Annotated in this window: 12 protein-coding genes; all 12 read left to right on the forward strand. The window is 59.4% G+C overall.

Annotation, left to right across the window (positions count from 1 at the left end; genetic code table 11):
- The first annotated feature begins 128 nt into the window (after positions 1-128).
- Positions 129-1,103 carry a flagellin N-terminal helical domain-containing protein gene (locus ACT54B_RS08945; RefSeq protein WP_476044342.1) on the forward strand — a complete coding sequence of 325 codons (975 nt, stop codon included), beginning with the start codon at positions 129-131 and terminating at the stop codon, positions 1,101-1,103.
- Positions 1,104-1,359: 256 nt separating this feature from the next.
- Positions 1,360-2,286 (forward strand): flagellin N-terminal helical domain-containing protein, encoded by a 927-nt coding sequence (locus ACT54B_RS08950; RefSeq protein ID WP_476044343.1) that lies wholly within the window; start codon positions 1,360-1,362, stop codon positions 2,284-2,286.
- 253 nt (positions 2,287-2,539) lie between these two features.
- Positions 2,540-3,547: a flagellin N-terminal helical domain-containing protein gene (locus ACT54B_RS08955; RefSeq protein WP_476044344.1), complete on the forward strand. Its 1,008-nt coding sequence runs from the start codon at positions 2,540-2,542 to the stop codon at positions 3,545-3,547.
- A gap of 337 nt (positions 3,548-3,884) precedes the next feature.
- Positions 3,885-4,847 carry a flagellin N-terminal helical domain-containing protein gene (locus tag ACT54B_RS08960; protein ID WP_476044345.1) on the forward strand — a complete coding sequence of 321 codons (963 nt, stop codon included), beginning with the start codon at positions 3,885-3,887 and terminating at the stop codon, positions 4,845-4,847.
- Between the two features lie 308 nt (positions 4,848-5,155).
- Positions 5,156-6,118 (forward strand): flagellin N-terminal helical domain-containing protein, encoded by a 963-nt coding sequence (locus ACT54B_RS08965; protein ID WP_476044346.1) that lies wholly within the window; start codon positions 5,156-5,158, stop codon positions 6,116-6,118.
- Between the two features lie 315 nt (positions 6,119-6,433).
- Positions 6,434-7,399, forward strand: a complete 966-nt coding sequence (locus tag ACT54B_RS08970) for a flagellin N-terminal helical domain-containing protein (RefSeq protein WP_476044348.1) — start codon at positions 6,434-6,436, stop codon at positions 7,397-7,399.
- A gap of 437 nt (positions 7,400-7,836) precedes the next feature.
- Positions 7,837-8,493, forward strand: a complete 657-nt coding sequence (locus tag ACT54B_RS08975) for a FliH/SctL family protein (RefSeq protein WP_476044349.1) — start codon at positions 7,837-7,839, stop codon at positions 8,491-8,493.
- Positions 8,490-9,758, forward strand: coding sequence for a MotB family protein (locus tag ACT54B_RS08980; protein WP_476044351.1), 1,269 nt, complete (start codon positions 8,490-8,492; stop codon positions 9,756-9,758). The genes ACT54B_RS08975 and ACT54B_RS08980 overlap by 4 nt, the downstream gene beginning before the upstream one ends.
- 3 nt (positions 9,759-9,761) lie before the next feature.
- Positions 9,762-11,072, forward strand: coding sequence for a chemotaxis protein MotC (gene motC / locus ACT54B_RS08985; RefSeq protein ID WP_476044353.1), 1,311 nt, complete (start codon positions 9,762-9,764; stop codon positions 11,070-11,072).
- Entirely contained in the window at positions 11,069-12,514 is a 1,446-nt protein-coding gene (gene fliK / locus ACT54B_RS08990; protein WP_476044354.1) for a flagellar hook-length control protein FliK, read from the forward strand. The genes motC and fliK overlap by 4 nt, the downstream gene beginning before the upstream one ends.
- Positions 12,501-13,016, forward strand: coding sequence for a transglycosylase SLT domain-containing protein (locus tag ACT54B_RS08995; RefSeq protein WP_476044822.1), 516 nt, complete (start codon positions 12,501-12,503; stop codon positions 13,014-13,016). Before fliK ends, ACT54B_RS08995 begins: the two co-directional genes overlap by 14 nt.
- A gap of 281 nt (positions 13,017-13,297) precedes the next feature.
- Positions 13,298-13,969 carry a transcriptional activator Rem gene (rem, locus tag ACT54B_RS09000; RefSeq protein ID WP_476044356.1) on the forward strand — a complete coding sequence of 224 codons (672 nt, stop codon included), beginning with the start codon at positions 13,298-13,300 and terminating at the stop codon, positions 13,967-13,969.
- Positions 13,970-14,029 lie beyond the last annotated feature (60 nt).

Below are 14,029 nucleotides of genomic sequence, written 5' to 3' on the forward strand. Positions count from 1 at the left end.
TAGAAATTGGTCATACGGCAACGGACGGACCACACAGAGATGGCCACCGCATGATGCACCCGTCGCCCACGGTATTGAGTCCGTAATGTCCCTATTTTTCAGTTATTTAGCCAAAGGGGCAAATTATCATGACCAGCATTTTGACCAACAATACCGCCATCGCGGCGCTTGCAACCCTCCGCAGCATCAACGGCAATCTGGACGATACGCAGAACCACGTGTCCTCCGGTCTGCGCATCGCAGAAGCTGCCGACAACGCCGCTTACTGGTCGATTGCCACCACCATGAAATCGGACCAGGGGTCTCTCGAAACCGTTTCCGACGCGCTGGGGCTCGGCGCTGCCAAGGTCGACACGACCTATAACGGCCTGAACCAGGTGAAGGACCTGCTCGCCGAGATCCGCAACAAGCTGACGCTGGCGCAGGAAACCGGCACGGACCGCACCAAGGTGAACGACGAGATCACGCAACTGAAGCAGCAGATCATGACCGTCACCCAGTCGTCGTACTTCTCCGGTGAAAACTGGCTTTACAATAACTCCACGGCCGCATTGCCGGTCAAGAGCATGGTGGGCTCCTTCACGCGGGACGCCAGCGGCAATGTTTCGCTGCAGACGATCGACTTCAACGCGGCCGATTCTGTTCTCGTGGGCCGGACGGCGAGCCAGGGTATCCTGACAAAGTCCTATGCCCAGACCTATACCAACGGCGGTAACACCACGACCACCAACTACTATCTGCTGCTCGCGCCGGGTGTAGCCGCACCGACGGGCAACTCCGCGCCCGTTGAAATCTCGATTTCCGCCAGCACCACCACCATTTCACTCAATGAAATGATGAGATCGGTCAGCGCCATGTTCGATGCGGTCGTGAACGTCGCCGGCACACTCGGCGCGACCAAGGCGCGCATCGACTCCCAGTCCAGCTTCGTCAAGACGCTGACGGATACGATCGTGACCGGCGTCTCCAAACTGGTCGATGCCGACATGAACGAGGAATCGACGCGGCTGAAAGCGCTGCAGACCCAGCAGCAGCTGGGCATCCAGTCGCTGTCCATCGCCAATTCCAGCGCGCAGAACCTCATGGCTCTCTTCCGGTCCTAAGGTCGCTTTTCCGGTACTGCGTACGACCGATAGCCGAAGAACGGGGGCGGGAAACCGCCCCCGAATTTTATTTCAACGTGAAAATCCGAACGCAATCATATGTTAAGATTCGCACGTTAGAACATAAGAACACAACGATTATTGGCCCCCCGGGGAACGACAGGGAGCCAAGGGGCATGATGCCGTATCTCGTTCCCGGTTAGGAAGTCCGGATGTCCCTTTTTCTGTATTGCGTTTAGCCAAGGGGCAAATTGTTATGAGTAGCATTAATACGAATTTTGCAGCACTGTCCGCCCTCGCCACCCTGCGGTCCATCGACAGCAACATGCGGACCACCCAGGAGCATGTTTCCACCGGTCTTCGCGTCGGCTCCGCCGCCGACAATGCCGCCTACTGGGCCATTTCCACCACCATGACCGCCGATGCCAACACGCTGGGCGTGGTCAGCGATGCGCTCGGCATGGGTCAGGCCAAGGTCGAGGCTGCCTATACGGGCCTCGAAGCGGTCAAGGACCTGCTGGGCAAGATCAAGGACAAGCTGGTTTCCGCGCAGGAAAGCGGTGTCGACCGCGTCAAGGTGAATGCGGAAATCACCCAGCTCAAGGAGCAGATCAGGACCACGGCCCAGTCCGCCTCCTTCTCCGGTGAAAACTGGCTCTTTAACGGTACGGTGGCGCTCGGCACCAAGAGCATGGTTGGGTCCTTCACCCGCGACTCGAACGGCGTCGTCAGCGTACAGACCATCGCCTTCGGAACCCAGAACTCCCTGCTGCTGGACGCCGGGGGCCAGAGCAACGGCATCCTCAGCAAGTCGCGGACGAACAACGGCAACTATTACCTCACCAGCACCGCCGGCACCAATGCGGGCAACCAGATCGCGATCGACGCTACCACCACCGCGGCCCAGCTGACCAACATGCAGGGCGCCGTGGAAGCCATGATCACCGATGTGGTCAGCGGCGCCTCCATCCTCGGCGCCACCAAGGCGCGCATCGATAACCAGGCCAATTTCGTCAAGGGGCTGGTCAGTACCTTCCAGAAGGGGGTCAGCAACCTCGTCGATGCGGACATGAACGAGGAATCGACCAAGCTGAAGGCGCTCCAGACCCAGCAACAGCTGGCCATCCAGGCGCTCTCGATTGCCAATAGCAGTGCCCAAAACATCATGCAGCTGTTTCGTTGAGGGGTCACACGAAACGGATGCGAAAGGCCGCCGGCAACGCCCGGCGGCCTTTCTGTTGCTTGTGCGAAACTTGTATCTGCTTAACGAGGTGTTAATTTAAAATTTGAGGAATAAGAAAATTAATATATAAGACGGTCTTGATACGGCGGTTGGGCAAGAACAACAAGAACGCCCGGCAGACATGAAGTCCCACGCTGTTGCCCGCCCGGCGGGATGTCCCTTTTTTAAAAAAAGCCATACAGGGGCGAATTTCATGACCAGTCTTATGACCAACGTTGCGGCTCTCGCAGCGCTCCAGACCTTGCGCAATACGGATGCAAGACTCGAAGAAACGCAGAATCGCATCTCCTCCGGCCTGCGGGTCAAGGATGCGAGCGACAATGCGGCCTACTGGTCCATCGCGACCACGATGAAATCCGACCAGTCCTCGCTCAGCACGGTGGTGGATGCCCTCGGCCTGGCACAGGCCAAGACCGACACCACCAATTCGGGCCTCATGCAGACTGTCGAAATCGTCAAGAAAATCAAGGACAAGATCATCGCCGCCAACGAGCCTGGCGTATCGAAGCAGAAGATCGGCTCGGAAATCGACCAGCTGAAGGAACAGTTGAAATCGGTCGCGCAGTCCGCTTCCTTCTCCGGCGAGAACTGGCTTTACAATTCGACCTCTGATGACATGCCGGTCAAGCAGATGGTGGGCTCGCTCACCCGCAACGGCAGCACCGTCAGTGTCCAGACCATCGATTTCGACGCGTCCAAGACCGTCCTGCTCGACACCGAGGATGCCCGCCGCGGCCTGCTGACCCGATCGCACGCGGTGGACGATCCCGCCGCCACCGGCACCCAGGTGGGCTGGTACCTGATCGACATCGACTCCACCATCGGCCCCGATGAGCCGGCGGCCGGCGGCAACGGCCAGGCGGCGGCCCAGGCCACCTCAAACCTGATCACCGTCACGGACTCCACCTCCGTCAACGAGCTGAAGATGATGCTGACGGCCGTCGGCAATATTCTCGAGGAGCTCACGCAGGTCACGGCGGATCTGGGCGCGGTGAAATCGCGCGTCGATTCGCAGAACAGTTTCGTCAAGGACCTCGTGTCGGTCATCGAAAAGGGGATCGGCCGTTTGATCGATGCAGACATGAACGAGGAATCCACCCGCCTGAAGGCCCTGCAGACCCAGCAGCAACTGGGTATCCAGTCACTCTCCATCGCCAATACCAACGCACAGAACATCATGCAGCTGTTCCGCAACGGTTAAGCCACCCGAAAAATCAACACTTTGCCTTCCCATGGCCGCTTCTTTCGAAGCGGCCATTTTTTTTATTTCTGACGGTGCCGGGGAGGGCGCGGCTAAAAAATAAATGAAAACAGGATCTTGTGAAAAATGCGTCCGGGCGACGGGTTAACAAACATGGTTAAAAAGGAGTTGGTGAGCTTAGATCTTTGTTAACCATAATCATGTCATCTACCAATCATTCGAACGGTGAATTAATGAAAAAACCAAGCGAATTAATTGGCATGATGTCGCTCACCGTTGCCGGTACATAGTCCGGAATGTCCCTCGAAACTCCTGTTGCACCAAGGGGCAAAATCCTATGACAAGCATTCTCACCAACACCGCCGCAATGGCAGCTCTCCAGACCCTGCGCTCCATCGACCAGTCGATGGAAAACACCCAGAATCGAGTTTCTTCCGGGTATCGCGTCCAGACTGCGGCTGACAACGCGGCCTACTGGTCCATCGCGACCACGATGCGCTCTGACAACAAGGCCCTCTCGGCCGTTGAAGATGCGCTCGGCCTCGGCGCCGCCAAGACCGACACCGCTTACACCGCGATGAATTCCTCGATCAACGTCGTCATGGAAATCAAGGCCAAGCTGGTTGCCGCTCGCGAACCCGGCGTGGACAAGGACAAGATCAACAAGGAACTGGCCGAGCTCAAGAACCAGCTGAACTCGATCTCGCAGTCCGCTTCGTTCTCCGGTGAAAACTGGATGTACAACGACTCGACCGCAGCCGTCGGCACCAAGGAAATGGTCGGCTCCTTCGTTCGCAATGCGAATGGCACGGTTTCGATCCAGACGCTGGAATTCGACGCTTCCAAGTCGATCCTCATCGACAGCAAGAACGCGAACCGCGGCCTTCTGACCGTCGGCGTCCAGGTCACCCAGCCGTCGGGCACCACGACCTCCACCCAGACCTACTTCCTGTTCAATGCCTCCTCGGCAACCACGGCCACCGGTTCGGAAGTGAAGATCTCTTCCGCCACCACGGACGATAACCTCGAAGGCATGATCATGGCGGTCGACACCATGCTCAAGAACATGACCGATGCCGCTGCGACGCTCGGTGCCGCCAACAGCCGCATCTCGCTCCAGAAGGACTTCGTCATGAACCTGACGGACGTGATCGACAAGGGTGTGGGCCGCCTCGTGGATGCCGACATGAACGAGGAATCCACCCGCCTGAAGGCGCTGCAGACGCAGCAGCAGCTGGGCATCCAGGCCCTGTCGATTGCCAACAGCAACGCACAGAACCTGCTCACGCTGTTCCGCTAAGATCCGACCTGAACAGACCTCCAGTCTGACAAGGCCCGCATGGAAACATGCGGGCCTTTCCCGTTTTCCCGGCCCGATGGGCGCCGCCCGGCAGCATCTGCGACAGCGATACCTAAATTATATTGATTGCCAAAATTGATCATTATGTTTCAGTATTTTTTAACGTTAATAGTATTTACTGTAACTATCAAACGGCGGATTAACCTCCAAGTGAGTTACAGGTTAGTTTGCATGACGCTGGCTGCCGTTGCCGGTAAGTAAATCCGGTATGTCCCTTCCATTTATCTAGTCCAAAAGGGGCAGTACCAATGACGAGTATCATGACCAATTCTGCAGCACTTGCAGCTCTTGCCACTCTGCGTTCGATCGACCAGAACTTGGAGTCGACCCAGAACCACGTTTCTTCCGGTTACCGTGTCGAAACTGCAAAAGACAATGCTGCATACTGGTCCATCGCAACGACCATGCGTTCGGACAACAAGGCGCTTTCGGGTGTAGAAGATGCCCTCGGCCTTGCCGCCGCAAAGACCGATACCGCCTATTCCGGTCTCGACACCTCCATCAACGTCGTTTCCCAGATCAAGGCCAAGCTGGTTGCCGCCCGCGAACCGGGCGTTGACAAGGACAAGATCAACAAGGAACTGACCGAGCTGAAGAACCAGCTGGTTTCGATTGCTCAGTCCGCTTCCTTCTCCGGTGAAAACTGGCTGTACAACGACTCGACCGCTGCACCGACCACCAAGGAAATGGTCGGCTCCTTTACCCGCAGCTCGGCAGGGACCGTATCGATCCAGACGATCGACTACGACACCTCCAAGTCGGTTCTGATCGACACCAAGGGTGCAAGCCGCGGCCTTCTGACCGTTGGCGTCCAGGTCACCCAGCCGTCGGGCACGACGACGTCCACCCAGACCTACTTCCTGGTCAACGTCTCCTCGGCCACCGCGGCCACCGGTTCGGAAGTGAAGATCTCTTCCGCCACCACCGACGACAACCTCGAAGGCATGATCATGGCCGTGGACTCCACGCTGAAGTCCATGACCGATGCCGCTGCAACCCTCGGCGCCGCCAACAGCCGCATCGAGACGCAGAACAACTTCGTGAAGGCTCTCTCCGACGTGATCGACAAGGGTGTCGGCCGCCTCGTGGATGCCGACATGAACGAGGAATCCACCCGCCTGAAGGCCCTGCAGACGCAGCAGCAGCTGGGTATCCAGGCTCTCTCGATCGCCAACAGCAACGCACAGAACATTCTGTCGCTGTTCCGTTAAGATCGCGGTTCCAGATCAAGACAGGAAAGGCCGCGCCTCCGGGCGCGGCCTTTTCGCGTTTGGCGCCTGCCGCTTCCGCCCCTCGCGGCACCGGTGCAAGATCTGGCTACATTTTTTTTATAATTTTTTCAGAATGGATAATGATTTATTAATTGCATTAACCTTTTGTTAACCATATAAATGATAACCATTCGTTAACAGAACGATGAGTTGGTCGCCAGGGCAAGACGCGGCCACCTGCATGATGCTGATCATCGTTACCGGTATCTCCTTACCCACTCCGGTATGTCCCGACATCTCTATGGGGCAATGACCATGACAAGCATCCTGACCAATACCGCCGCAATGGCGGCTCTGCAGACTCTTCGCACAATCGATTCGAACATGGAAACGGTGCAGAACCGTGTTTCCTCCGGCTATCGCGTCGGCACCGCTGCCGACAATGCCGCCTACTGGTCCATCGCGACGACCATGCGCTCGGACAATGAGGCGCTTTCGACGGTCAAGGACGCGCTGGGACTGGGTGCCGCCAAGACCGATACCTACTACTCGGGCATGGATTCGTCCGTAAAGGTCGTGACCGAAATCAAGGCAAAGCTCGTGGCTGCCCGCGAGCCCGGCGTCGACAAGGACAAGATCAACAAGGAAATCACCGAGCTGAAGAACCAGCTCACCTCGATCGCCCAGTCCGCCTCCTTCTCCGGTGAAAACTGGCTGTTCAATGCCTCCACGGCGGCGCTCGGCACCAAGCAGATCGTCGCGTCCTTCACCCGCTCCGCCAGCGGCACGGTCTCGGTGACGACCCTGGCCTTCGATACGTCGAAGTCCATCCTGATCGACACGTCGCAGGCTTCGCGCGGGTTGCTCACCAAAGCCAACACCATTACCCAGCCGTCCGGCGCGACCACGGCGACCGCCACCTACTTCCTGATCAATCCGGGCGCGGCAACCGGCGCATCCGGCACGGAAGTGAAGATCACCACCTCCACGACCAATGATGACCTCGACGGCATGATCAGTGCGGTGGAAGTGGTGCTGCAGGCACTCACCGATTCCGCTTCGACGCTCGGCGCTGTCAGCAAGCGCATCGACATGCAGGACGAATTCGTCTCGACCCTGATGGACGTGATCGACAAGGGCGTCGGCCGCCTGGTCGATGCGGACATGAACGAGGAATCGACCCGGCTGAAGGCGCTGCAAACCCAGCAGCAGCTCGGCATCCAGTCGCTGTCCATCGCCAATACCAACGCGGCGAACATCATGCAGCTCTTCCGCCAGTAAGCGGAAGGCGCTTCAAACCGCCCGATTCAGGAATGAGTCTGCCGTCGGCCTGACCGGGGCCGGCAGAGCAGGAGGCGCGCTGAGGTTTCCCGATCGGGAGCCCGATGCCGCCACGGCCGGGGATCGACGTCCCATCCGACGACCGTCCTCCGCTCCCCGATTTCACCCGTGCCGCCGGTCATCGGCATTTGGTGGAACAGTTGGACCGCGCACAGCCCTGGCGCGGTCCAACATCATTTCATCCTCGCACAAGTTTGGCGCTCTAGGGTCCGGCAATCTGCCTGAGAAAGGCGGCTTCGGCACGGGAATGCTAATCACCCGCCGAAACGAGTTCAGCTTGCGCCGGATACCATGATGACCAGGGTTCTGAAACATCGTCACGTCGGGACATTCGTCCCCGATACGGAAATGACTTCCGAAGCCAGGGGGATTGGCGCATGAGCACGGCCCTGGCACGCTATCTGAAAGATTTCGGCGAACCGCAAGCATCGCAGCCTTCGCCCACCCTTTTGCCCGATTTCGGCAGCGAAGGGCCTGCATTCGTCGAAGATTTTGCCTTTCCCGAAGAGCCGGCCGCCGCGGCGCCCGATCTCGAGGCCCTCCGGCAGGAGGCCTATGCCGAAGGCTATGAAACCGCTTCCGTCGAACTCACCACCCGCCATGCGGAGGAAATCGAAGCCCTGCGGGAACACTATGCCCAGGAGCTGGCGCAGCTGCGACAGGCCTACGACGACGAAATGGCCGCGATTCTCTCCAAGGGCCTTCGCGCCGTCGCGGAAACCCTCTCGCTTTCCATCAGCGAAAATGTGGCGGAATGCCTCGCGCCGGTCCTCCAGGAGGATATTGCCCGGAAGTCGGTGGAGGCCATGGCGGTGCTGGTGCGGGAGGCCATCGTCGAAGGCGATGCCGGACAAATTATAGTTAAAGGACCATTGTCACTTTTCAATATTTTGGCAACCGAAATGGGGGAAGATGCGAGCATGCTTCGTCATGTCGAAGCCGCTGATCTCGACCTGACGGTAGAACAGGGCGGATCGGTGCTTGTCACCCGATTGTCGGCCTTTGCCGCTAGTTTGAAGAAAGTTCTGGAATGAGTGAAGGCGAAAACCATCACCACGGAAAAAACGAGATACTGATCATCAAACGGCATGGCGGCGGGCATGATGACGGTCATCATGGCGGCGCGTGGAAGATTGCCTATGCCGACTTCATGACGGCAATGATGGCCTTCTTTCTGGTGATGTGGCTGGTGAACGCCGCAAACGAGGAAACCAAGGCCTCGGTTGCGAGCTATTTCAACCCCATCAAGCTGACGGACGAGACGCCGGCCCAGAAAGGGCTGAAGAAGCCGACCGAGCAGGCGGAGGGCGAGCAGAAAAAGGACAAGTCCCAGTCCAGCCAGGAAAAGCCGAAGGAGGGTGCTTCGGCAGCCACCGGCGAGGACCAGTCCTCTTCCGCCGGCGACCAGAAGAACTATTCCGAGGCCGACTATTTCGAGAACCCCTATTCCGTTCTGGCCGAAATTGCCCAGGAAGTGGGCCAGCAGGCAAATGTCAGCGTGAAGGGCGAGGGCGGCGCGTCCAACTCCGGTCCGGCGACCGGCGCAAGTGGCGGCGAGGCCTATCGGGATCCCTTCGATCCGGATTTCTGGACCCAGCAGGTGGAAGTGACCGGCAAGGATCAGACGACATCCCAAGCCACGCCCGATGCCCCGCAGGACCCGGTTCAGGACCAGCAGCAGGCCGCACTGGACAAGCCGGCAAACACCGAAATTGCCGAGCCTCCCATTCCCACGCCGCGGCCCGCAGAGGTAAAGTCCGACCCGTCGCAGACGGCAGCGAAGGACAAGTCCGAGGACAAGAAGGAAGACAAGACGGCCGATCCCGTCGAAGCCCGGAAGGCCGAGGACATCAAGCAGAAGATCGAAACGGCCCTGTCCGGCGTGCCGGGCAAGCTCGAAGAGGGACTGGTCGTCACCCCGGCCGAGGGCGGCGTCCTCGTGACCATATCCGACCAGCTGGCCGCGACCCAGATGTTCAACGTCGGCTCGGCCGTCCCGAGCCGCGATCTCGTGCTCGCCATGGAGAAGATCGGCAAGGTACTCGAAGCGCAGTCCGGCGACATCTTCATCCGCGGCCATACCGACGGGCGGCAGTTCAAGGGTGGCCGCAACGACAACTGGCAGCTTTCCACGGCTCGTGCACAGAGCGCCTATTTCATGCTTGTCCGCGGCGGCCTGGACGAAAAGCGCGTCCAGCAGATCTCCGGTTATGCCGACCGACGCCTGAAGGATGCGGCAAATCCGCTCGACCAGTCCAACCGCCGGATTGAAATTCTGATCAAGGAAGACAAGGGGTAAGCCATGACGGCTATGGGGAGCAGAGTCCTTTTCCTCTCGGGCGCAATTCTTGTGGCCGCAATGCAGGCCCATGCCGGCGAGGAAGAGGAACTGGCGCCCTTCAAGATGCTCCGGTCCATGCAGTTCGTCCAGGACTCGGTCGTGCAGGGAGACCACTCCGCCGGCGAGATGCAGCGTTACCTTCTGGGCGCGATCGACAAGCGCCTGCGGACGGTGGATTCCTCCGTTTTCGAGGATCCCCGCAACGTCGACGCCACGCTGATCTACGCGATGAGCGGTGGCAATCCGGCGACCCTGGAATATCTCGTGGCAAGGGACGTGCAAGGCTATTTCGACAACCGGGTGGCGGAGGTTCTGCGCAAGTACCTGGCGGGAAAAGGCATGATGGCGGCCAAGACCCTGGCGGAAATGGCCAAGGAATATGCGGACAAGCCGATCGGGCCCTATCTCGCCCTGATTGCCGGCAATACTCTGATGAATTCCAAGCCGGAAGAAGCCCTGAAAATGTATAACTGGGCCCGTCTGATCGCGCCCGGCACCATCGTCGAGGAATCGGCCCTGCGGCGATCCTTGTCGATTGCGGTGAATGCGGGCCTGGTTCCCGAAGGCTTGAAATATGCGAGCCTTTACGCCCGTCGCTTCCTGCATTCGCCCTATGCCAGTCAGTTTGCCGATCTCTTCGTGGCGCTGGCCGTCGACAATATCCATGTCATCGGCAATGACCGCATCCGCGATATTGCCGATGCGATGGAGCCGGACCGGCGTCAGGCCATCTACCTGCGCATTGCGCGGCAGGCCACCATCGCCGGCGAGACCGACCTGGCCCGCATGGCCGCCGATGAGGCGGCGAAAATCCAAGACACGAAGGCAAAGGGCCGCGATGTCCTGGCGGACTTCTATGGCGGCCTTGCCGGCGTTTCGTCGGAGAATATCGCCAAGGTGGCGGAAGGGCTGGATATGGTGCCGGACTCCGCGCTCTCGCCGCGCGATCTCCAGCTGCGCGAAGCGGCGCGGGCGGTGGCTCGCGAAGTGCTGAGGGAGCCGGATGCGGCAAGCCTCACGCAAGAGAGCGCAAATATATCAGTATCTGGCAATAACAGCATTGATGCAAATGCAGCAGGACATGATGCGCCTGCCGCCGGCCAGGAAGATCCGCTCGCCGCGCAACCAACCGCGCCCGATGCGGCGGCCGCCGCTGCCGATCCCGCTCAAACCGCTTCGCCAGATCCGGCCATCGATCCCATCGTTACCTCGGCCCGCAGCAAACTCGGCGAAATCGACAAATTGCTGGAAAAGGACAGTTCTTCCCCATGATGGACGCAAAGCTTGCCGCAGCATCGCCCAATCCCGATTTAAAGATCCAGATCAAGCAGGGCGGCAAGTCTGACAAGGGCACCGTGGGGGAGGGGAAAAATGCGTTTCGCAACGCGCTCGAAGAGCGCGGGACGGCGCGCGATCAGGCCCCCGGTCGCATCCTGATCAAGACGGCGACCGAACGGCTGAATGACCAGAAAGCGCTGCAGCAGGTGACCGGGACGGTGGAGGTGCAGGACACCCAGCCGGAACAGGCGCCGGCGCCGCGAAAGCCGCTCGTCCTGCTCTCGCCGGCGGCACGGGTCGCGCTTGCATCCGAGACCAGGCCCGAGGAGCCCGACGTCGCGACCGACGGTCCTCGCCCGCAGGCGCGCCATGGAAAACCGGCCCACGAACCGGTAAAAGCCGAAAAGGCAGACATCAGGGTGGCAAAGGTCAAGGATGAGCAATCCGGTGCCGACCAGCCGTCGCAAAGCGTGGAACCGACCGAAAGTCCGGCGACTGAAAAAGTTCTGCACCACAAGGGCAAGGGCAGCGAAGCGGCTGCCGAGGATCCCGGTCAGGGTGGGGCAGCCGACCTGCCGGACTCGACCGCCAAGGATGCCCTGGTGCTTCTGAAACAGCACGAGGACGTGCGAGAAAGCACGGCTTCAACCGCCGTGATTGCGCAGGCGCAGACCAGCGCCACGGATCAACAGCCTCTCGAGGAACCGCAGTCCGAAGGGCGCGGCGCGATCTACCGCGTCGCCCGCGCCGACGGCCGTGGCCAGACGGTGGAAATCGAGCATGCGCTCGGCAAGGACGCGGGCGACAAGCCGGCGCTCGGCAAGGTGGATGTCAACAATGTCGTGGTCGTTGAGCAGCGCCGCTTCCTCGCCCCCGCTGCCGACAACGTGCTGTCCATCGCATCAAGCATAGCGGGCGATTCGGAATGGGCGCGCGCGATGCAGCCGGATCAGGCGCTGGCCAATGCAGCCTCGCAGGCGGGAAACGGCAAGGTGGTCAATACGCTGAAGATCCAGTTGCACCCGATCGATCTCGGCCTGGTAACGGCCACGCTGCGTCTCGCCGGCGACGAGCTCTCGGTGGAGCTGAAGGTCGACACGGGCGTCGCCTATCGCAGCCTGAAGGACGATCAGAACCGAATCATCGAAGCCCTCAAGGCCCATGGTTTCGCGGTCGATCAGGTCAACGTCTCCTTCGGAGCGGAGCGATCGGACTCGCAGTCATCGAATTCTCAAAATGGTCAGGCATCCGGCTTTACCCAGCAGCAACAGCAGCAGGCAAGGGACGGAGGGCAGAATGCGCCGGCGTCTCGCGAAAGAGCCCATTATGAACGGCAAAGGAACGGCAATGGCACGGCGTCTGGGGAAGAGATCCGGGTGGAAGCAGGCAGCCCTGGCAGCGCTGGCACTGGTCGCCCTGGGCATGTCTATCTCTGAAGCAGCCGCCTCCAACGGCGCGTGTGAACAGGAAATTCAGGCCGCCGCCGCAAAATACGGGGTGCCGGAAGGCATTCTCTATTCGGTCGGCCTGACGGAGACCGGCCGCAAGGGATCACTTCATCCCTTCGCCCTCAATGTGGAGGGCAAGGTGCTTTATCCGCAAAGCGAACAGGAAGCCCTGGTGGCCTTTCGCCGGGCGGAGGCGAATGGCGCAAGGCTGATCGACCTGGGTTGCATGCAGATCAATCATCATTACCACGGCGAGCATTTTGCATCGGCGGCGCAAATGCTCGAACCACGCCTAAACGTCGAATACGCCGCAAGGTTCCTGAAAAATTTGCACGACCGGCACGAAACCTGGACCATGGCGGTCGCCCGGTACCATGCGGGCCCGAACAATGACCCGGCCCAGAAGCGGTATGTATGCCGCGTCATCGCGAATCTGGTGGCGACCGGATACGGCAACTGGACAGCCAATGCGCGGCAGTTCTGCCAGTAGCCTACATCAAAGGTTGTAATTCAAGCTTGCGTGAAACATGCGCCACATTCTGGCCAGAATGTGCGGGCATTTTTTACGCAAGGAGATTGTTGCCGAAGCGTTAATTTTCCACTGGAATTTAGTGGGTCATGGTTAACGCGCCCACTATATATAGCCCAAATCGGCACCCAAATCTTAATCAACTATTAATTCCAGCCATTAACTTCCCTCAGTTGCTGAAGATTCGTCCGATTCGTACCTCTATGCATATCGAGGCACCACACTGATTCGGAGGCGGACGAATGATCGTAGTGGTTGATGAGCGTGAGCTCGTGAAAGACGGTTACACTTCTTTATTTGGTCGGGAGGGGATTCCCTCCACGGGGTTCGATCCCCGGGAGTTCGGCGAGTGGGTCAACACCGCTGCCGATTCCGACATTGCGGCGGTTGAGGCTTTCCTCATCGGCCAGGGAGATCGCGTGTTCGATCTTCCCCGGGCGATCCGCGATCGGTCGATGGCTCCTGTCATCGCAGTATCCGATCAGCACTCCCTGGAAACCACGCTTGCCCTCTTCGACAGCGGCGTCGACGATGTGGTGCGCAAGCCGGTTCATCCGCGGGAAATCATGGCCCGTGCGGCTGCCATCCGGCGCCGCCTGAAGGCGATCAGCAACTTCACCGACATCGGTCCGATCCGCGTCTTTTCCGACGGCCGTGATCCGGAGATCAACGGCGATGTGTTCCCCTTGCCGCGTCGCGAGCGCCGCATTCTGGAATATTTGGTCGCCAACCGGGGCCGTCGCGTCTCCAAGACGCAGATCTTCAATGCCATCTACGGCATCTTCGATGACGAGGTCGAAGAGAACGTGGTTGAAAGCCACATCAGCAAGCTGCGCAAGAAGCTGCGCAAGAAGCTGGGTTTCGATCCGGTCGACTCCAAGCGCTTCCTCGGTTACTGCATCGACTGGAGCTGATTTTTCCCCGAAACGGGATTTCTGCAAAACGCCGCGCCACAAGCGCGGCGTTTTGCATTT

It is taken from the genome of Gellertiella sp. DMC107 (assembly GCF_056313605.1).